We start from the raw sequence: 20,008 nt of genomic DNA, 5'->3' as shown, positions 1-20,008 counted from the left end.
GTCATGCCTTCTGTTGAATGTGTTGCACGAGCTTCGCCGGCACGCCGCCGATCGATCCCGCACCCATCGTGATCACCACGTCGCCGTTCTGCGCGACCTTCGCCAATGCGTCCGGCACGTCGTCGACCGTCGCGACGAACACCGGGTCAACCTTCCCGACCGCGCGCAGCGCACGCGACAGCGCGTCGCCGTTGGCCGTCGGGATCGCGGCCTCGCCGGCCGCGTAGACTTCCGTCAGCACCAGCGCATCGACCGTCGACAGCACGTTGACGAAATCGTCGAAGCAGTCGCGCGTGCGCGTGTAGCGGTGCGGCTGGAACGCCAGCACGAGGCGGCGCCCCGGGAACGCGCCGCGCGCGGCCGCGATCGTCGCGGCCATCTCGACCGGGTGATGGCCGTAATCGTCGATCAGCGTGTACTGCCCGCCGTCCGCGGTCGGCACCTCGCCGTAACGCTGGAAGCGCCGGCCGACGCCGTTGAATTCCGCGAGCGCCAGCTGGATCGCGTCGTCCGTCACGCCGAGGTCGGTCGCGATCGCGATCGCCGCGAGTGCGTTCTGCACGTTGTGCAGGCCCGGCATGTTCAGTACCACCGCGAGCGGCGCGCGCCCTTCGCGGATCACCGTGAAATGCATGCGGCCGTCGCGCGCGTCGATGTTCTCGGCACGCACCTGCGCGTCCGGCGACAGGCCGTAGCGCACGACCGGCTTCGAGATGAACGGGATGATCTGGCGCACGTTCGGATCGTCGACGCACACGACCGCGCTGCCGTAGAACGGCAGGCGCTGCGTGAATTCGATGAACGCCTGCTTGAGCCGCGCGAAATCGTGCCCGTAGGTATCCATGTGGTCGGCGTCGATGTTCGTGATGACTTCGATCACCGGATACAGGTTCAGGAACGACGCATCCGACTCGTCGGCCTCGGCGACGATGAAATCGCCCGTGCCGAGCCGCGCATTCGCGCCGGCGCTGATCAGCCGGCCGCCGATCACGAAGGTCGGATCGAGGCCGCCTGCCGCGAGCACGCTCGCGACGAGGCTCGTCGTCGTGGTCTTGCCGTGCGTGCCGGCGATCGCGATCCCCTGCTTCAGGCGCATCAGCTCCGCGAGCATCACCGCGCGCTGCACGATCGGCACGCGCTGGCTGCGCGCGGCCAGCACTTCCGGGTTGTCGGAGCGCACGGCCGTCGACACGACGACCGCATTCGCGCCCTCGATGTTCGCCGCGTCGTGGCCGATCGCGATCCGTGCGCCGAGCGCCTGGAGGCGATCGGTCACCGCGTTGCGCGAGAGATCCGAGCCGCTGACCTCGTAGCCGAGGTTGACGAGCACTTCGGCGATGCCGCTCATACCCGCGCCGCCGATCCCGACGAAATGAATGTGTTTGACGATGTGTTTCATTGCAGTTCTTCCAGGTTCGCGCCGGCCGCCTTCGCGCACACGCGCGCGACTTCGTCGGTGGCCTCGGGCTTCGCCAGCGAGCGCGAACGTTCCGCCATGTCCGCGAGCGATGCCCGCGACTGGCCGCGCAGCCAGTCGGCGAGCAGTTCCGCCGACAGGTCGCGTTGTTGCACCAGCACGGCCGCCCCCGCATCGGCGAGGAACGCGGCATTGGTCGTCTGGTGATCGTCGACCGCGTACGGGAACGGCACGAACAGCGCCGCCACGCCCACCGCCGCGATCTCCGACACCGTCATCGCACCCGACCGGCAGATCACGAGATCCGCCGCCGCATACGCGGCCGCCATGTCGTCGATGAACGGCACGAGCCGCACGTCTTCGCCGGCCGCGAAACCGGCCGCTTCGTAATTCGTCTTCAATGCTTCGATGTGCTTCACGCCGGCCTGGTGCACGACGCGCGGGCGTTCGCCCGGCGTCAGCAGCGCCAGCGCGCGCGGCACGACTTCGTTCAGCGCGGCCGCACCGAGGCTGCCGCCGACGACCAGCACGTTCAGCGGGCCGCTACGCGACGCATAGCGTGCTTTGGGCGGTTCCGTGCGCGCAAGTTCCGCGCGAATCGGGTTGCCCGTCCATTCCGCGTGCGGCAGCGCGCCGGGGAATGCGACGAGCACGCGCTTCGCGAGTTTCGCGAGCACCTTGTTCGTCAGGCCTGCGATCGAATTCTGTTCATGCAGCACGAGCGGACGCCCCGACAGCGCGGTCATCACGCCCGCCGGGAACGTGATGTAGCCGCCCATCCCGAGCACGACGTCCGGCCGCACGCGACGCAGCGCGCCGAGGCTCTGCCAGCATGCGCGCAGCAGGTTGACCGGCAGCGTCAGCTTGGTCTTCAGGCCCTTGCCGCGCAGCCCGCCGAACCGCACGTACTCCATCGGAATGCCGTGCTTCGGCACGAGCGTCGCTTCCATCCCGGCCGGATTGCCGAGCCATACGACGCGCCAGCCCGCCGCTTCCATCCGGTGCGCGACCGCGAGCCCCGGGAACACGTGGCCCCCGGTGCCGCCTGCCATCACCATCAGCGTGCGTTGCGACGCGGTCATACCTTCCCTCCGCGCATCAGCACCCGGTTTTCGTAGTCGACCCGCAGCAGCACCGCGAGCGAGACGCAGTTCAGCAGGATGCCGGAGCCGCCGTAGCTCACCAGCGGCAGCGTCAGGCCCTTGGTCGGCAGCAACCCGAGGTTCACGCCCATGTTGATGAACGTCTGCGCGCCGAACCAGATGCCGATGCCTTTCGCCATCAGGCCCGCAAACGTGCGGTCGAGCGCGAGCGCCTGGCGACCGATCTCGAACGCGCGGCGCACGATCCAGTAGAACAGCAGGATCACGACCAGCACGCCGACGAAGCCGAGTTCCTCGCCGATCACCGCGAGGATGAAGTCGGTATGGGCCTCCGGCAGGTAGTTCAGCTTCTCGACGCTGCCGCCGAGGCCGACGCCGAACCACTCGCCGCGGCCGAACGCGATCAGCGAGTGCGTGAGCTGGTACGCCTTGCCCTGCGCGTAGCGCTCGTCCCACGGATCCAGATACGCGAAGATCCGCTCGCGACGCCACGGCGACAGCCACACGAGCATCGTGAAGGTGCCGACCGCCGTCGCGACGAGGCCGCCGAACAGCTTGCCGTTCACGCCGCCGAGGAACAGCACGCCCATCGCGATCGCGGCGACCACCATGAACGCGCCCATGTCGGGCTCGAGCAGCAGCAGCGCACCGACCAGGCCGACCGCGAATGCCATCGGCAGGAAGCCCTTCGCGAAGCTCTGCATGTATTCCTGCTTGCGCACCGTGTAGTTCGCCGCGTAAATCGTCACCGCGAGCTTCATGATTTCCGACGGCTGCATGTTCGTGATGCCGAGCGGAATCCAGCGGCGCGCACCGTTCACGCCCTTGCCGACGTGCGGGATCAGCACGATCACGAGGCCGACGAGCGCGATCAGGAAGAGATGCGGCGCGTACTTGTCCCATGTCGAGACGGGCACGCGGAACGCGATCACCGCCGCGATGAACGCGACGGCGAGCGAGATGCAGTGGCGCATCAGGAACGCGTAATCGTGATACGACGCGTATTTCGGCGAATCGGGCATCGCGATCGACGCCGAATACACCATCACGACGCCGAGCCCGAGCAGCGCGATCGCGACCCACAACAGCGAGTAGTCGAAGTCGAGCATCCGCGAACGGCTCGGGCGCACGCCGTTGACGACGCTCGCGAGGCCGCCCGTCGCGGCACGCGTGGCCGACGCGACGCGACCGCCCGCGGCATTGCCGCCGGTGTCGCGCCGGTCGTTGAAACGGGAGACGAGGCGATCGGACCAGCTCATGGCGTCGCTCCTTTGTCGATGGCGATTTCGTCGACCGCCGCGCGGAACACATCCGCGCGATGGGCGTAGTTCCTGAACATGTCGAGGCTCGCGCACGCGGGCGACAGCAACACCGCATCGCCCGGCTCCGCGAGATCGGCGGCCGCATGCACGGCGCCTTCGAGTGTCACGTGGTCGGCGAGCGGCACGCCCGTTTCGGCGAGCGTGTCGCGGATCGCCGGCGCATCGCGGCCGATCAGCATCACCGCACGGCACCAGCGCGCGACCGGCGCGACCAGCGGTGCGAAATCCTGCCCCTTGCCGTCGCCGCCCGCGATCAGCACGATCTTCTGTGCGAGCCCGTCTAGCGCGGCGACCGTCGCGCCGACGTTCGTACCCTTGCTGTCGTCGACGTAGTCGACGTCGTCGATCGTCGCGATCACTTCGACGCGATGCGCTTCGCCGCGGTATTCGCGCAACGCGTGCAGCAGCGGCGCGGCCGGCAGGTCGATCGCGCGTGCGAGCGCGAATGCGGCCAGCGCGTTCGCCGCGTTGTGCAACCCGCGAATCCGCAGCGCGTCGGCCGGCATCAGGCGCTTCTGTGCAATGTCGGGCGTATGGGCCGCGTCGCGCTTGCGCCGGCGGGTCGTCGCCACTTCATCGGGCGCGTCGCGATCGACGGCTTCCACCAGCCATGCGATACCGTTGTCGCGCGACAGCCCGTAGTCGCCGTCCTGCACCGGTTCGTTCAGGCCGAACGTGACCGTGCGCGGCGCGTCGGCCGCACCGGCCGCACCGGCCGCCGGTGCGAACTTCATCACGGCCGAATCGTCGCGGTTCAGCACGCGCGTCGTCGTCGCGCCGAAGATCCGGCCCTTGGCCTGCGCGTACGCGTCGAAGCTGCCGTGCCAGTCGAGGTGATCCTGCGTGATGTTGAGGATCGTGGCCGCATCGGGCGCGAACGTGCGCGCGGTCTCGAGCTGAAAGCTCGACAGTTCGAGCACCCAGACGTCGGGCAGCGCCGTTTCGTCGATCGCGTTCGCGAGCCGGTCGAGCATCGCCGGGCTGATGTTGCCGGCGACCGCGACCTTCTTGCCCGCACGCTGGCACAGCAGGCCGGTGAGGCTCGTCGTCGTGGTCTTGCCGTTGGTGCCGGTGATCGCGAGCACCTTCGGCTGGTAGCCGCTCGTGCCGAGCGCGCGCAGCGCCTGCGCGAAGAATTCCAGCTCGCCCCACACCGCGATCCCGCGCTCGTGCGCGGCCGCGACCAGCGCAGCGAGCGCCGGTTCGAGCGGAGACAGGCCGGGGCTCAGCCCGACGAGTTCGATGCCACCGTCGAGCAGCGCGGGCGTGAACGCGCCGCCGACGAATTCCGCATCGATGCCTTCGGCCTGCAGCGCGGCAAGGTTGGGCGGCGCCTCGCGGGTATCGGCAATACGCAGCCGGCACCCGTGCCTCGCGCACCATCGCGCGATCGCGAGACCCGATTCACCGAGCCCCAGTACGAGCACCATCGGCCGTTGCCGATCTCCAAACATCTCGCCAGACATCCTTGTTACCTTTCCTTTACCGCAGCTTGAGGGTGGTCAGACCGAACAGGCACAGCATCAGCGTGATGATCCAGAAACGCACGACCACCTGCGTTTCCTTCCAACCGGACAATTCGAAATGGTGATGCAGCGGCGCCATCTTCAGCAGGCGCCGCCCTTCGCCATAACGCTTCTTCGTGTACTTGAACCACGAAACCTGCAGCATCACCGACAGCGTTTCCGCAACGAAGATACCGCCCATGATGAACAGCACGATTTCCTGGCGCACGATCACCGCGACCGTGCCGAGCGCGCCGCCGAGCGCCAGCGCGCCGACGTCGCCCATGAACACCTGCGCGGGGTGCGTGTTGTACCAGAGGAACGCAAGCCCTGCCCCACCCATCGCGGAACAGAAGATCAGCAGTTCGCCCGCGCCCGGGATGTGTGGGAACAGCAGGTATTTTGAATAGACCGCGCTGCCCATCACGTACGCGAACACACCCAGCGACGCGCCAACCAGCACGACCGGCATGATCACGAGGCCGTCGAGGCCGTCCGTCAGGTTCACCGCGTTGCTCGCGCCGACGATCACGAAGTAGGTCAGCACGATGAAGCCCCACACGCCGAGCGGATAGCTGATCGACTTCAGGAACGGCAGCATCAGGTCGGCGCGTGCCGGCAGCCCCATCGACAGGCCGCTCCTCACCCAGGCCATGAACAGGTCGAACACGCGCACATTGTTCGCCTCGGACACGCTGAACGCGAGGTAGACGGCCGCAAACAGCCCGATCACCGATTGCCAGAAATACTTCTCGCGCGACGACATCCCGCGCGGGTCCTTGTGGACGACCTTGCGGTAGTCGTCGACCCAGCCGATCACGCCGAAGCCGAACGTGACGAGCATCACGATCCAGATGAAACGGTTCGTCAGGTCGCCCCACAGCAGTGTCGCGACCGCGATGCCGATCAGGATCAGCACGCCGCCCATCGTCGGCGTGCCGGACTTGACGAGGTGGGTCTGCGGGCCGTCCTTGCGCACGGCCTGCCCGACCTTCATTTGCGTCAGCTTGCGGATCACCCACGGTCCGCACACGAGCCCGATCCCCAGCGCGGTGATGGTGGCCATCACCGCCCGGAACGTGAGGTACGTGAACAAGCGCAAAAAGCTTGCGTCTCCTTGCAGCCATTGCGCCAGCGCCAGCAGCATGCTTCCTTCCTTCTACTCAGTGTGCCGCGGGCGCAGTGCCCGCCGCGGGTTGGTTCGTCAGCGCGTCGACCACGCGCTCCATCTTCATGTACCGCGAGCCCTTCACGAGCACCGTCGCCTGCGCGCCGTAACCGGCCGCGAGCAGCGCCGCCACGAGCGCACCGACGTCGTCGAAGTGGCGCGCCGTGTCGCCATACGCCGTGCACGCATCGCGCGATGCGTCGCCGTGCGCGAACAGCGCATCGATCCCGCGATCGCGCGCATAGGCGCCGATCTCGCGGTGGAAGGCCGGCCCTTCGTCGCCGACCTCGCCCATGTCGCCGATCACCAGCACGCGCGGTGCCGGATGCGCGGCGAGCACGTCGATCGCGGCACGCATCGAATCGGGGTTCGCGTTGTACGTATCGTCGACGACCGTCGCGCCCGCGAGGCTGCCGGCGATCGCCTGCTTCACCTGCAGCCGGCCCTTGACCGGTTCGAACGATTCGAGGCCCTGCCTGATTGCCGACAGCGCGACGCCGGCGCCGAGCGCCGCGGCCGTCGCGGCCAGCGCATTGCGCGCGTTGTGCTCGCCGAGCGCACGCAGCCGCACCGTGACGGCGCCGGCCGGCGTGTCGATCGCGAGTTCGCCGCCGTGCAGGCGGCCGATGACCTGCGCGGCGTTCTGCCGCTCGGCGTCGTGCAGCGCGAAATCGAGGATCCGGTTGCCGGTTGCCGCGACGCGCCAGATGCCCGCGTACGCGTCGTCGGCCGGGAACACCGCGACGCCGTCCGGCGGCAGCGCGTGAATCACGGCCGCGTGTTCGAGCGCGACGGCTTCCACCGTCGCCATGAATTCCTGGTGCTCGCGCTGCGCGTTGTTGACGAGCGCGACCGTCGGCGCCGTGAGGCGCGCGAGGACTTCGGTCTCGCCCGGGTGATTCATCCCGATCTCGATCACCGCGAGACGATGCTGGGCCGACAGGCGCAGCAGCGTCAGCGGCAGGCCGACATCGTTGTTCAGGTTGCCGGCCGTCGCGAGCCGTGCGTCGGCGCCGACCGCCGCCGCGAAGATCGACGCGATCATTTCCTTGACGGTCGTCTTGCCGTTGCTGCCCGTCACCCCGACGAGCGGCAGCGCGAATCGTTTGCGCCAGCCGTGTGCGAGCGCGCCGAGCGCGGCGCGCGTTTCGCCGCCCACGATCGCCGGAATCGCGACGCCGGCCGGCACGTGCGCGACGAGCGTCGCGGCAGCGCCGCGCGCGGCGACGTCACCGAGGAAGTCGTGCGCGTCGAAGCGCTCGCCTTTCAGTGCGACGAACAGGTCGCCGGGGCCGGCCGTGCGGCTGTCCGTCGATACGCGATCGAACGTGACGCCCGCGTCGCCGTGGACGGTTGCGCCGGGAATCAGGCGGGCGGCTTCGCCGAGACTGAGCATCGTCATTCGCCGCCTCCCTTGCCGTGCGTCGCGCGCGCTGCCAGCGCGAGCCGCGCGTGATCCTGGTCGGAGAACGTACGCTTCTTGCCCATGATTTCCTGCGTGGCCTCGTGGCCCTTGCCGGCCAGCACGACGACATCCTCGCGTGCGGCGCCGCGCACGGCCTGCAGGATCGCGCTCGCGCGATCCTCGATGCGACGTGCGTGATCGGGCGCGGTCATGCCCGCGACGATCTGGTCGATGATGCGCCGCGGATCTTCGCTGCGCGGGTTGTCGCTCGTGACGACGGCCTCGTCGGCGAGCCGCTCCGCGATCGCGCCCATCAGCGGGCGCTTCGTCGCATCGCGATCGCCGCCGCAGCCGAACATGCAGACGAGCCGGCCGCCGCGCGCCGTGGCGATCGGGCGCAGCGCATCCAGCGTCTTTTCGAGCGCATCGGGCGTATGTGCGTAGTCGATCACGACGAGCGGTTCGTCGTTCTGCAGCCGGCCGCCGAGCCGCTGCATCCGGCCGTTGACGGACTCGAGCCGCTCGACCTCGGCGAGCGCCGCATCGAACGGCACGTCGGCCGAGAGCAGCGAGCCGAGTACGGCAAGCAGGTTGCTGACGTTGAACGTGCCGAGCGTGCCGACCTCGACGTCCGCGTCGCCCCACGACGAACGCAGGCGGAATGCCGTGCCGGTCGCGGTGGCGCGCACGTCGAGCGCGACCAGTTCGCGATCGGCCTCGGGCGCCGGTGCGTCGCCGATCCCGTACGCGATCGTGCGCACGCGGCCGGCCAGCTTCTCGAGCAGACGTTGACCGGCCACGTCGTCGCGGTTGATCACGGCCGTGCGCAGGCCGCGCCACGCGAACAGCTTCGCCTTCGCGGCTTCGTACGCATCGAACGTGCCGTGATAGTCGAGGTGATCTTGCGTGAGGTTCGTAAATACCGCGATATCGAAGGCCGTGCCGTTCACGCGGCCTTGATGCAGCGCGTGCGACGACACTTCCATCGCCACGGCCTTCGCGCCCGCATCGCGCAATTGCGCAAGGCTGCGCTGAAGCTGCGGCGCGTCGGGCGTCGTGAAGCCGGTCGGCACGAGCTGGCCGGGCATCCCGGTGCCGAGCGTGCCGATTACCGCGCACGGCTGGTGCAGCGCCGTCAGCGCGGCGGCGATCCATTGCGTGCACGACGTCTTGCCGTTCGTCCCCGTGACGCCGACCGCGAGCAGGCTGTCGCTCGGATCGCCGTACCAGCCGCTGGCGATCTCGCCGGCGAGCTGGTCGAGCGCCGGCACCGCGAGCGCAACGGGTACGGCCGGCGCTTCGGCCAGCCCTTCCGGCTGATACAGCACGGCGGCCGCGCCTTGTGCGACGGCAGCGGAGATGAAAGCGCGGTTGTCTGCACCGTCGACCGCATACGCAACGAACACGTCGCCAGCCTTGAGGCTGCGCGTGTCGGCATGCAGTTGCGCCGCGGGGGCCACATGCTGACGCAGCCACGCAAGCGCGGCTGCGATCTGCTGATGCGCCGGATGGGAACTGCGGGCGGCGCTCATCGAACAACTCCTGGTGAATTACGCGTCGTGCTGGACACGATCATATGCTTCGCACCGCTTCCCGCGGCCAGCTTTTGCGGCCCCGTTGCAGCCGGTGCTGCCGGCGAATCGTCAGACACGACGAGCTGCTTGATCGGCATGTTCGGCGGGACGTTCAGCGCGCGCATCGTGTCGCCGGCGATCGCCGAGAATACGGGGCCGGACACCTGGCCGCCGAAGTGGCTGCCGGCGGTCGGCTCGTCGACCGACACCGCGACGACGATGCGAGGATTCGGCATCGGCGCCATCCCGACGAACGACGCGCGGTACTTGCGCGTGTAGCCGTGACCTTCATGCTTGTATGCGGTACCGCTCTTGCCGCCGACGCGATAGCCCGGCACGGCCGCATCCGGCGACGTGCCGCCCGGCGCGACCACCGTCTCGAGCATCGCACGCACTTCGCGCGCGGTGGTCGGGTTGAACACCTGCGTGCCCGCGATCGGCTGATTGGGGTCGGTCTTGAAAATGGTCACGGGCATCAGCTCGCCGTCGTGCGCGATCGCCGTGTACGCGCGTGCGAGCTGGAACAGCGACACCGACAGGCCGTAGCCGTACGACATCGTCGCCTGCTCGATACGGCGCCAGCTCTTCCACGGACGCAGGCGGCCGGCCACCGCGCCCGGGAACCCGACCTTCGGCGCCTGGCCGAGGCCGATGCTCGTATACATATTCCACATTTCCTCGGGCCGCATCGTCATCGCGATCTTCGTCGCGCCGATGTTGCTCGACTTCTGGATCACGCCGCCAACCGTCAGCGTGCCGAAACCCGCGTCGTCGGTGATCGGCGCGCCGTCGAGCACGAAATGCCCGTTGCCCGTTTCGACGAGCGTGTTCGGCGTCACGCGGTGCAGGTCGAGCGCGAGCGACACCGTGAACGGCTTCATGATCGAGCCCGGCTCGAACACGTCGGTCATGATCCGGTTGCGCAGCTGCTCGCCCGTCATGCGCGAGCGGTCGTTCGGGTTGTACGTCGGATAGTTGACGAGCGCGAGCACTTCGCCGGTACGCACGTCGACGACCATCGCCGCGCCGGCCTTCGCCTTGAACTTCTCGACGGCGGCCTTCAGATTCGCGTACGCGATGTACTGGATCTTGCTGTCGATCGACAGGTCGACGTCGGTCCCGTTGTGCGGCGGGATCTGCTCGGCAACGTCCTCGACGATGTGCCCCATCCGGTCCTTGATCACGCGACGCACGCCCGACGTGCCGGACAGCATCTTCTGGTCGCCGAGTTCGACGCCTTCCTGCCCTTCGTCCTCGACGTTCGTGAAGCCGATCAGGTGAGCGGTGATCTCGCCTTCCGGATAGAAGCGCTTGTATTCGTTGCGCTGGTAGATGCCGGGAATGTCGAGCGCGGCGACCTTGTCCGCGACGTCGAGCGGCACCTGGCGCTTCACGTAGACGAACCCCTTGTCTTCCGACAGCTTCACGCGCAGTTCCTTCGGCGTCATGCCGAGGAGCTTGCCGAGCTGGTTGACCTTGTCGGCGTCGAGATCGTCCGGCACCGCGTCGGGAATCGCCCAGATCGCGCGCACGGGCAGGCTCGTCGCGAGCACGAGCCCATTACGGTCGAGGATCTTGCCACGCGTCGCGGGCAATTCGAGCGTGCGCTGGTAGCGGCTCTCGCCCTGCTTCTGATAGAACGCGTTGCCGGGCCCCTGGATCCAGAACGCCCGCGCGGCCAGCGCGACGAACGCCATGAACAGCAGGAACACGACGAACTTCGAGCGCCACATCGGCAGATGCACGCCGAGCACCGGGCTGGACGAGAACTTCACGTTCTGGCGCTTCTGGGACGGCTTCATCGCGCGCCTCCCTTGCCCTTGCCTGCCGTGTCGGCCGAAGCCGGGATCGGCGCGTCGATCGCCTTCGCGGCGCCCGTCGGCAGCGTCAGGTATTGCGTGCGGCCGGTCGAGATCGGCTGCATCTTCAGCGAATCGTTCGCGAGCTGCTCGATGCGCGACGTCTTCGACAGCGCGCTCTGCTGATATTGAAGCTGCGCGTAGTCCTGCTGGAGCTGACGCTCCTGCGACTGCGCGCGCTGCAGCTGGATGAAGATCTGCCGCTGCTGGTTCGACGAGTTGACGACCGACAGCGCACAACCCATCACGATGATCAGCAGGAAGATATTGAAGCGGCTCATGGCGTGACGCGCTCCGCAATGCGCATCACGGCCGAGCGCGCGCGCGGATTCGCGGCGACTTCCGCTTCACTCGGAAACTGGCGGCTGATGATCTTGAGCGGCGGGCTCGGGAGGTCGACGGCGCGGATCGGCAGGCGACGATCGACCGCAGGCGCACTCGCGTGCGCCTGCATGAATCGCTTGACGATCCGGTCCTCGAGTGAATGAAAGCTGATGACCACCAGCCGCCCCCCTTGCTCCAGCAACGACAGTGCCGCGTCTAGTACGACTTGCAGGTCCGCAAGCTCTTGATTGACGTGAATCCGTATAGCCTGAAAGGTGCGGGTTGCCGGATCCTTGCCCTTCTCACGGGTTTTGACGACGTGACCCACGATTTGGGCAAGCTCGCCCGTGGTGTCGAGAGGCCCAAGACGGTCGGACTCTGCCCGGCGAGCAACAAGCGCCTTTGCAATCTGAAAAGCAAACCGTTCTTCCCCATAATCCCGTATCACCTCCGTCAATTCCTGCACCGAAGCCCGCGCGAGCCATTCGGCCGCCGACTCGCCACGCGTCGGATCCATTCGCATGTCCAGCGGACCATCGGCGCGGAAGCTGAAGCCGCGCGCCGGATCGTCCACCTGCGGCGAGGACACGCCCAGGTCCAGCAACACACCCGACACCTTCTCGACGCCGCGCGCCGCAAGCGCGTCGCGCATCGATGCAAAGCTGTCATGCACGATCGAGAAGCGCGCATCCTCGATACCCTGCGCCGTCTCGATCGCCCTCGGATCCTTGTCGAACGCGATCAGCCGTCCGGCCGGCGCCAGCCGCGCGAGCACCGCGCGGCTATGACCGCCCCGCCCGAACGTACCGTCGACGTACACGCCGTCCGGCCGCGTCACGAGCGACTCGACCGCTTCATCCAATAGCACCGTCCGATGCCGCAATTCATTTCCCATCGCGGGCGTCTCCGTCACCGCAATCAGAACGTGAAATTCTTCAGCGCATCGGGCATGCCCTGCGCCATCGCTGCCTGCTCCTTCGCGTTGTAGGTTTGCGAATCCCACAGCTCGAAGTGACTACCCATTCCCAACAACATGACTTCCTTTTCCAGTCCGGCTGCCATGCGCAGCTCGGGCGATACAAGAATCCGGCCCGCGCTGTCGAGATCGACGTCCATCGCATTGCCGAGAAAAATTCGCCGCCACCAGTGCGCGTCCATCGGCAGCGCGGCGATCTTGGCGCGGAATACTTCCCATTCGGGGCGCGGAAACAGCAACAGGCAGCCGTCCGGGTGCTTGGTCACAGTCACCCGTCCTTCTGCCTGTCCTTGCAGCGCTTCGCGATAGCGAGACGGCACCGACATCCGCCCTTTCGCATCGAGCGTCAGCGCCGACGCCCCTTGGAACACGATCCGCTCTCCCGTTCAGGGCACCGAAGCACCCGCTCAATGCTGAGAATTTAGCCGGAATAGCCTGCTAAATCACACAAAAATACACTTTCTCACACTGTCTCCCACTTTAGAGGAAGGGTGTGGCACGGTCAAGGGAGCGGCCCGCTTTTTTGACGAATTTTGTTAGTTAGAACAAGGACTTACGCGCACATGCTCATGCGACCCCTCATTCCAAAAACCGTTATAAATGAAAGAGCTAGTGCAACTTGTGAAGGTGATACGTGAGAAAGACGGGCCAGACTGGCGTGCGGACGGGGCTTTTGGGGGTGGGAAAACGAGGGGGCGGCGGGCGGTATCGGGGGCGGCGAACCGGGGCGGCGTCACGCGTCGCCCCGGCGCAAATTTCAGAGATAGTACGCAGTGCTCGTCATGACTTTCGACGCGGCGCGCATCAGCATCCGCGCGGGAAGCGGCAGTTCGATCCCGCCTGCGTCGGTCGCGGCCTTGCCGTGTTTCACCTCGTCGATCCGCATCTGGTCGACGATCGCGCGCGACGCCACGTCGGCCGCCGGCAGCTCGGACATATGGCCTTCGAGATGATTCTCGACCTGCCGCTCCGTCTCGGCCATGAAGCCGAGGCTGACCTTGTCGCCGAGCGTGCCGGCCGCCACGCCGATCGCGAGCGCGCCGGCATACCACAGCGGGTTCAGCAGGCTCGGGCGCGAATCGAGCTCCTTCAGGCGGTGCGCGGTCCACGCGAGGTGATCCTCTTCCTCGCGCGCGGCTTCCTCGAACATCGCCTTCGCCGACGCCGTGCGCGCGGTGAGCTTCTGCGCCTGGTAGAGCGCCTGCGCGCAGACCTCGCCGACGTGGTTCACACGCATCAGCCCGGCGGCATGCGTCCGTTCCGCGGGCGTCAACTCGACGTCCGGCGCCTCGGCCGGCGCGGGCACCGGGCGGCTCATCCGGCTAATGCCGGTCAGCGATCGCAAGCCGCGATCGAATTCGCTGATCAGTTCATCCAACACGTTCCTGTTCTCCTGGCTGCAGGTGCCGCCGCGAGCGGCAAGGGCACGAGTCCGCTGCGTAACCGACTTGATTATTCAGCGGAAATTGCGGTTAACCCGTGATTTTAACCATTGTTGCATAAAGGAAACATGGCGGCCTTGCGCCACGGCATTTCGCTTTGTGGCAAAAACCGGTTTTGCTACATTACGTCCGACTTCTTGCGAAGTTGATGGGGCCCGTCAACAGAACATAACTATCTGCCCCGCCAAAAAAATTCAGTGATTCTTGGAGATCCGTTAATGAAAAAGTCGCTTCTCGCGCTCGTCGCGCTGGGCGCGTTCGCTGGCGCTGCCCAAGCGCAAAGCAGCGTGACGCTTTACGGCATCATCGATGAAGGCCTGCTCTTCAACAACAACGCAGGCGGCAAGCATCTGTACAGCATGGCCAGCGGCGTGATGCAAGGCAGCCGGTTCGGCCTGCGCGGCACCGAAGACCTCGGTGGCGGCCTCAAGGCGATCTTCACCCTCGAAAACGGTTTCGACGTGAACAGCGGCAAGCTCGGTCAGGGCGGCCTGATGTTCGGCCGTCAGGCTTACGTCGGCCTGTCGAGCCAGTACGGCACGGTCACGCTGGGTCGTCAGTACGACTCCGTCGTCGACTTCGTCGGCCCGCTCGAGGCAGGCGACCAGTGGGGTGGCTACATCGCCGCTCACCCGGGCGACCTGGATAACTTCAACAACGCCTATCGCGTGAACAACGCGGTCAAGTTCACGAGCCAGAGCTACGGCGGCTTCACGTTCGGCGGCCTGTACAGCTTCGGTGGCCAGGCAGGCCAGTTCTCGAAGAACCAGGTCTGGTCGCTCGGCGCAGGCTACAACAACGGCCCGCTGGTCCTCGGCGTTGGTTACTTGAACGCACGTACGCCGAACCAGTTCGGCGGCATGTTCAACAACGGTTCGGCATCGTCGTCGGTTTCGTCGCCGATCTACGGCGCGTACGCGAACAACGCGAACACGTACCAGGTCATCGGTGCAGGCGGCGCCTACACGTTCGGCGCAGCAACGATCGGCGCGACGTACTCGAACACGAAGTTCAAGGGCTTCTCGGCAGGCCCGTTCGTGAACCAGACCGCGACGTTCAACAACGGCGAAATCAACTTCAAGTATCAGCTGACCCCGGCGCTGATTCTCGGCGCAGCGTACGACTACACGCAAGGCAGCAAGATCGACGGCAACTCGGCAGCCAAGTACCACCAAGGCTCGCTGGGCGTCGACTACTTCCTGTCGAAGCGCACGGACGTCTACGCAATCGGCGTGTATCAACACGCTTCGGGCAACGTGCTCGACGCGAACGGCGACGTCCTGAAGGCAACGGCAGCGATCAACGGCCTCGCCGGTTCGAGCTCCGCCAACCAGGTCGCAGCGCGCGTCGGTATCCGTCACAAGTTCTAATCAGCTTGCCTGACAAGCCGCAGCATATTGAAGGCGCCTTCGGGCGCCTTTTTCTTTTCCGGTGCGGCTGCAACGCGAGACCGAAGCGCCGGGAATCGGCCGGCTGATCGCGGCGGAAGCGCCACCGGTGCGCCATGTGCGTCCGTCGTGTCGGGACACGCGACCGGCCGCACATGGCCCGCGGCGGAACACGGCCGCTCCCGATCCACCTCAGCCGAAAACAAAAAAGCCCGGCGTCGGCCGGGCTTTTCCGTTCAATCTCGCGGTGACTTACGCGCGTCCGTCGCGCAGCTCGCGCCGCAGGATCTTGCCGACGTTCGTTTTCGGCAGTTCCGTGCGGAATTCGACCAGCTTCGGCCGCTTGTAGCCGGTGAGCCGTTCCTTGCAGTAGGCCAGGATGTCTTTATCGGTGAGCGCCGGATCCTTCTTCACGACGAACAGCTTCACGGCTTCGCCGGAATGCTCGTCAGGCACGCCGACCGCCGCCACCTCGAACACGCCCGGATGCGACGCCACCACGTCCTCGACTTCGTTTGGATACACGTTGAAGCCGGAGACGAGGATCATGTCCTTTTTCCGGTCGACGATCTTCACGTAGCCGCGCGTGTCCATCACGCCGACATCGCCCGTCTTGAAGAAGCCGTCCGGGAACATGACCTTCTCGGTCTCGTCCGGCCGGTTCCAGTAGCCTGCCATCACCTGCGGCCCGCGGATGCAGATCTCGCCAGGTTCGCCGAGCGCCACGTCGTTGCCGGCATCGTCGCGGATCGCCACCTCGGTCGACGGTAGCGGCAAGCCGATCGTCCCGCTGTATTCGGTTGCCGTCACCGGGTTGCAGGTCGCCACCGGTGACGTTTCGGACAGCCCGTATCCTTCGATGATCGCGGTATGGGTCTTTTCATACCAGCGCTTCGCGACTCCTTCCTGGATCGCCATGCCGCCGCCGTTGGCGATCACGAGCTTCGACAGGTCGAGCTGGTTGAATTCGGGATGGTTCAGCAGCGCGTTGTACAACGTGTTGACCGCCGGAATCGTCGAGATCTGATAGCCCTTCAGTTCCTTGATCATGCCGGCGATGTCGCGCGGGTTCGGGATCAGGATGCCCATGCCGCCCGTACGCATCGTCAGGAAACCGCAGACGGTCAGGGCGAACACGTGATACAGCGGCAGCGCGACGACCGTCACGAACTGTTTCACGTCCGGGTACTTCGCATGAGCCGGATGGTGCCAGGCGCCGGCCTGCAACACGTTCGACACGATGTTCCGGTGCAACAGCGTTGCGCCCTTCGCGACGCCGGTTGTCCCACCCGTGTATTGCAGGAATGCGACGTCGTCGGGGCCGATCTTCTGCGGCTTGAATGCCTGCCGCGCGCCTTCCGACAGCGCAGCCTTGAAGCGCGTGAACGAAGGCAGCTGCCACGCAGGCACCATCTTCTTCACGTTGCGTACCACGTAATTGACGAGCCATCCCTTGATGCCCAGCAGGTCGCCCATCGATGCGACGACGACGTGCTTGACGGCCGTATTGGCGATGACGGACTGCAACGTCGACGCGAAATTCTCGAGGATGACGATCGCCTCCGCGCCGCTGTCCTTCAACTGATGCTCGAGCTCGCGCGGCGTATAGAGCGGGTTGACGTTGACGACGGCATAACCGGCGCGCAGTACGGCGGCGATCGCCACCGGATACTGGAGCACGTTCGGCATCATGATCGCGACGCGCGCGCCGCGTGCAAGGCCACGGGACTGCAGCCACGCGCCGAACTGCCGCGACAGCTTGTCGAGTTCACCGTACGTGATGCCCTTGCCCATGCAGACGAACGCGGTGCGATCGCGATACTGCCGGAAGCTTTCGTCGAGCAGGTCCGGGACAGAAGGATAGGGGGACGCGTCAATTTCGGCTGGAACGCCGGGTGGGTACGATTTCAGCCAAATTTTATCCATACTGCGCGTCTCCTCACAGATTTTCGAATGGTCGTGCTAAAACGCATCGTAACGGCTCCCCCGCCCCGAGACAACAGAGTTAGATGTCCACTTCGAACTTCCGAGGACATTCGTCCGATCATAAGGCGATATTCGATCAAATTCGCTCAACTTCGACAAGACAATCGTAAAAGGTCGCCGAATTGCCGAGATCGGTCAGCGCCTGGCTCGTCACCTCGTTTGCGTTCCGGCCATCCGGCGACAGTTTCTTCCACCAGATCGACAGCCCGACGACGAGGCCCGCACGCGCGCGATCGGTAATTCGCGCGAGTGCCTGCATCGATCCGCGGTCGTTGAAGATGCGCACGACGTCACCCTCGGCGATGCCGCGCGCATCGGCGTCGGACGGATGGATGTCGAGATGAGGCTCGCCTTCCGTCGTACGCAGGCTGTCGACGTTCACGAACGTGCTGTTCAGGAAGTGGCGCGCCGGCGGCGAGATCATCGCCAGCGGATAACGCGCAGCGAGCTCGGGCGCGGCTTCGGCCGATTCGAACGGCGGCAGGTAGTCGGGAACGGGGTCCATGCCCATCTGTTCAAGCCGCGCGCTGTAGAACTCGCACTTGCCTGACGGGGTGCGGAAACCGCCGTTCGCAAAAGGCGCATCCGGCAGCTTGAGCTTCAGCCAGCCTTCCCGCTTCAACGTTTCCCAGTCGCTGTCGAGTGCCGGGTCATCCCAGCGGAGCGCGACGCGCGCGACCTCTTCATCGCTGTGATACAGCGCCGGCTCGTCGAGCCCCATGCTGCGCGCGATGCCACGGAAGATCTCCGTGTTCGGCCGCGCGTCACCCACCGGCGGGATCGACGGCAGGTTCGCCATCACGTACGTATGGCCGTACGATTTGTGAATATCGAGATGCTCGAGCTGCGTGGTCGCCGGCAACACAATGTCGGCGAAATCGACGGTATCCGTCTTGAAATGTTCGAGAACGACCGTGAACAGGTCCTCGCGAGCAAAACCCTCGGCGACCTTCGAAGAGTCCGGCGCGACCGCGACCGGGTTCGAGTTGTACACGATCATCGCCTCGACCTTCGGCCCGAACGTCGCGTCGCCCGCGTGCAGCAGCGCGTCGCCGATCGCGTTCATGTTGATGATGCGCGGCAGCTTGTGCGGCCAACCGGGCATCAGGTCCGGACGCAGCAGCGCCGCCTGGTTGACCGGCGCGGATTCCGACGACGAAAGCAACAGCCCGCCAGCCCGATCGCGCCACGCGCCCGTCAGCGCCGGCAGGCTTGCAATCGCGCGCACGGCATTGCCGCCGCCACGAACGCGCTGCATGCCGTAGTTGAGGCGGATCGACGCCTTGCGGGTCGCGCCGTAGCGACGCGCAAGATCCACCAGCTCGGTCGCATCGATACCGCAGATCTGCGCAACGCGATCCGGCGGATAGGACATTGCGCGCTCTTTAAGCGCATCGAAACCAAGCGTATGGCTGGCGATGTATTCGTGATCGAGCAGGTTTTCGGTCATCAGCACATGCATCATGCCGAGCGCAAATGCGCCGTCGGTACCGGGCTTCAGCGCGATGTGCTGATGGCATTTCTCCGCAGTCAGCGAGCGATACGGGTCGATCGCGACGAGACGGGCGCCGCGGCGCTTCGCCTCCTGCGCGCGCGTCCAGAAGTGCAGGCTCGACGCGATCGGATTCGCGCCCCAGATAAGAATCAGCTCGCTTTCCTCGAAGTGCTCGAGGTGCATGCCGAGACTGCCGCCATACGTGTATCGCAGCCCCGCCGCGCCAGCTGCCGCGCAGATCGTGCGCTCGAGCCGCGATGCGCCGAGCTTGTGGAAGAAGCGCTGGGCGATGCCCTCGCCCTGCACGAGCCCCATCGTCCCCGCGTAGCTGTACGGCACGATCGCTTCCGGCGCACGTGCAGCGATTTCACCGAGACGACGGCCGATCTCGTCGAACGCCTCGCTCCAGCTGATCGGCACGAAGCGCCCCTCCCCCTTCACGCCGACTCGCTTGAGCGGAACCGTCAGGCGATCGGGATGATGAACACGGTCGGCGTAGCGACTGACTTTCGTGCACAGCACGCCTTGTGTCGGCGGATGGTCGGGATCGCCCGTGACCTTGATCGCCTTGCCGTTCTCGACGGTCACGCGCATCGCGCACGTGTCCGGACAATCGTGCGGGCAAACGGCCCGGGCTACCTGTGTGGCGGCGTTCATCGTTTTGAATGCAGAGAGGGGGATTCGCAAATTTTACGTGGACACGCCGAATAAAGCGTTCATTTCGTTCGGATCGTGGGTTATCTGACCGAAGATCAACTGATGACTCGGGGAGCCGTGGAGAACGGGAGGCCGATTACACACTGCGGTGTTCGGCGAGAAGCGGAGAGGACGGAGCGCGAATTTTGATCGATGATGGGCTCAGTAAGCCGATAAATCGCGTCTGATATCGATCAGCGGGAGAATTTGGTACCGCGACTGTTTCTTGGAGGAGTGGCTTGGGCGGCTCCAATGGCGTCTCTCGATTCCACGCACATTTTTGCCGCACCAATGCAAAAACCCCCGCCTTTCGGGCGAGGGTTCTTGGCTTAGGGAGCCTGACGATTA

Annotated in this window: 15 protein-coding genes; 1 reads left to right on the top strand and 14 read right to left on the bottom strand. The window is 65.9% G+C overall.

The window, feature by feature from the left end; genetic code table 11:
• Window position 1 precedes the first annotated feature (1 nt).
• From murC to coq7, 12 genes are all read right to left on the bottom strand, one after another.
• Window positions 2-1,399, bottom strand: coding sequence for a UDP-N-acetylmuramate--L-alanine ligase (murC, locus tag U5809_RS23620; RefSeq protein WP_322088318.1), 1,398 nt, complete (start codon window positions 1,397-1,399; stop codon window positions 2-4).
• On the bottom strand, window positions 1,396-2,499 hold the full coding sequence (murG, locus tag U5809_RS23615) for an undecaprenyldiphospho-muramoylpentapeptide beta-N-acetylglucosaminyltransferase (protein ID WP_309290047.1): 1,104 nt from the start codon (window positions 2,497-2,499) through the stop codon (window positions 1,396-1,398). The genes murC and murG overlap by 4 nt, the downstream gene beginning before the upstream one ends.
• Complete coding sequence (gene ftsW, locus U5809_RS23610; protein ID WP_176050941.1) at window positions 2,496-3,779, bottom strand: putative lipid II flippase FtsW; 1,284 nt, start codon at window positions 3,777-3,779, stop codon at window positions 2,496-2,498. Before ftsW ends, murG begins: the two co-directional genes overlap by 4 nt.
• Complete coding sequence (murD, locus tag U5809_RS23605) at window positions 3,776-5,296, bottom strand: UDP-N-acetylmuramoyl-L-alanine--D-glutamate ligase (protein WP_322088317.1); 1,521 nt, start codon at window positions 5,294-5,296, stop codon at window positions 3,776-3,778. Before murD ends, ftsW begins: the two co-directional genes overlap by 4 nt.
• 28 nt (window positions 5,297-5,324) lie before the next feature.
• A complete protein-coding gene (gene mraY / locus U5809_RS23600; protein WP_006477019.1) occupies window positions 5,325-6,494 on the bottom strand; it encodes a phospho-N-acetylmuramoyl-pentapeptide-transferase in 1,170 nt (389 codons plus the stop codon).
• A 16-nt stretch (window positions 6,495-6,510) separates the two neighbouring features.
• Window positions 6,511-7,917: a UDP-N-acetylmuramoyl-tripeptide--D-alanyl-D-alanine ligase gene (locus U5809_RS23595; RefSeq protein WP_322088316.1), complete on the bottom strand. Its 1,407-nt coding sequence runs from the start codon at window positions 7,915-7,917 to the stop codon at window positions 6,511-6,513.
• Entirely contained in the window at window positions 7,914-9,452 is a 1,539-nt protein-coding gene (locus tag U5809_RS23590; protein WP_322088315.1) for a UDP-N-acetylmuramoyl-L-alanyl-D-glutamate--2,6-diaminopimelate ligase, read from the bottom strand. The genes U5809_RS23595 and U5809_RS23590 overlap by 4 nt, the downstream gene beginning before the upstream one ends.
• Window positions 9,449-11,296, bottom strand: a complete 1,848-nt coding sequence (locus U5809_RS23585; protein WP_176050945.1) for a peptidoglycan D,D-transpeptidase FtsI family protein — start codon at window positions 11,294-11,296, stop codon at window positions 9,449-9,451. The genes U5809_RS23590 and U5809_RS23585 overlap by 4 nt, the downstream gene beginning before the upstream one ends.
• Window positions 11,293-11,634 carry a cell division protein FtsL gene (gene ftsL / locus U5809_RS23580; RefSeq protein ID WP_322088314.1) on the bottom strand — a complete coding sequence of 114 codons (342 nt, stop codon included), beginning with the start codon at window positions 11,632-11,634 and terminating at the stop codon, window positions 11,293-11,295. Before ftsL ends, U5809_RS23585 begins: the two co-directional genes overlap by 4 nt.
• Window positions 11,631-12,572, bottom strand: coding sequence for a 16S rRNA (cytosine(1402)-N(4))-methyltransferase RsmH (gene rsmH / locus U5809_RS23575; RefSeq protein WP_034206320.1), 942 nt, complete (start codon window positions 12,570-12,572; stop codon window positions 11,631-11,633). The genes ftsL and rsmH overlap by 4 nt, the downstream gene beginning before the upstream one ends.
• Before the next feature lie 23 nt (window positions 12,573-12,595).
• Entirely contained in the window at window positions 12,596-13,024 is a 429-nt protein-coding gene (mraZ, locus tag U5809_RS23570; protein WP_006477025.1) for a division/cell wall cluster transcriptional repressor MraZ, read from the bottom strand.
• A 386-nt stretch (window positions 13,025-13,410) separates the two neighbouring features.
• Window positions 13,411-14,034, bottom strand: a complete 624-nt coding sequence (gene coq7, locus U5809_RS23565) for a 2-polyprenyl-3-methyl-6-methoxy-1,4-benzoquinone monooxygenase (protein WP_282506591.1) — start codon at window positions 14,032-14,034, stop codon at window positions 13,411-13,413.
• A 279-nt stretch (window positions 14,035-14,313) separates the two neighbouring features.
• On the opposite strand from coq7, the gene U5809_RS23560 reads away from it, so the two are divergent.
• The gene (locus U5809_RS23560) at window positions 14,314-15,465 is read left to right on the top strand and encodes a porin (protein ID WP_322088313.1); all 1,152 of its coding nucleotides are present in this window, start codon (window positions 14,314-14,316) and stop codon (window positions 15,463-15,465) included.
• A gap of 270 nt (window positions 15,466-15,735) precedes the next feature.
• Here U5809_RS23560 and U5809_RS23555 read toward each other — a convergent pair whose 3' ends face one another.
• Window positions 15,736-17,409 carry a long-chain fatty acid--CoA ligase gene (locus U5809_RS23555; RefSeq protein WP_176050949.1) on the bottom strand — a complete coding sequence of 558 codons (1,674 nt, stop codon included), beginning with the start codon at window positions 17,407-17,409 and terminating at the stop codon, window positions 15,736-15,738.
• 136 nt (window positions 17,410-17,545) lie between these two features.
• Complete coding sequence (locus U5809_RS23550; protein ID WP_322088312.1) at window positions 17,546-19,621, bottom strand: molybdopterin oxidoreductase family protein; 2,076 nt, start codon at window positions 19,619-19,621, stop codon at window positions 17,546-17,548.
• Window positions 19,622-20,008 lie beyond the last annotated feature (387 nt).

Origin of the sequence: Burkholderia sp. BCC1999, assembly GCF_905339975.1 — a bacterium.
Lineage (GTDB): Bacteria > Pseudomonadota > Gammaproteobacteria > Burkholderiales > Burkholderiaceae > Burkholderia.
The sequence above is the reverse complement of the archived record's forward strand: the minus strand, read 5'-3'. Positions and strand labels throughout refer to the sequence as shown.

Bases quoted from the DNA above. Each gene is read 5' to 3' on its own strand.
- murC (WP_322088318.1), bottom strand. From the start codon at position 1,399: ATGAAACACATCGTCAAACACATTCATTTCGTCGGGATCGGCGGCGCG.
- murG (WP_309290047.1), bottom strand. From the start codon at position 2,499: ATGACCGCGTCGCAACGCACGCTGATGGTGATGGCAGGCGGCACCGGG.
- ftsW (WP_176050941.1), bottom strand. From the start codon at position 3,779: ATGAGCTGGTCCGATCGCCTCGTCTCCCGTTTCAACGACCGGCGCGAC.
- murD (WP_322088317.1), bottom strand. From the start codon at position 5,296: ATGTTTGGAGATCGGCAACGGCCGATGGTGCTCGTACTGGGGCTCGGT.
- mraY (WP_006477019.1), bottom strand. From the start codon at position 6,494: ATGCTGCTGGCGCTGGCGCAATGGCTGCAAGGAGACGCAAGCTTTTTG.
- U5809_RS23595 (WP_322088316.1), bottom strand. From the start codon at position 7,917: ATGACGATGCTCAGTCTCGGCGAAGCCGCCCGCCTGATTCCCGGCGCA.
- U5809_RS23590 (WP_322088315.1), bottom strand. From the start codon at position 9,452: ATGAGCGCCGCCCGCAGTTCCCATCCGGCGCATCAGCAGATCGCAGCC.
- U5809_RS23585 (WP_176050945.1), bottom strand. From the start codon at position 11,296: ATGAAGCCGTCCCAGAAGCGCCAGAACGTGAAGTTCTCGTCCAGCCCG.
- ftsL (WP_322088314.1), bottom strand. From the start codon at position 11,634: ATGAGCCGCTTCAATATCTTCCTGCTGATCATCGTGATGGGTTGTGCG.
- rsmH (WP_034206320.1), bottom strand. From the start codon at position 12,572: ATGGGAAATGAATTGCGGCATCGGACGGTGCTATTGGATGAAGCGGTC.
- U5809_RS23560 (WP_322088313.1), top strand. From the start codon at position 14,314: ATGAAAAAGTCGCTTCTCGCGCTCGTCGCGCTGGGCGCGTTCGCTGGC.
- U5809_RS23555 (WP_176050949.1), bottom strand. From the start codon at position 17,409: ATGGATAAAATTTGGCTGAAATCGTACCCACCCGGCGTTCCAGCCGAA.
- U5809_RS23550 (WP_322088312.1), bottom strand. From the start codon at position 19,621: ATGAACGCCGCCACACAGGTAGCCCGGGCCGTTTGCCCGCACGATTGT.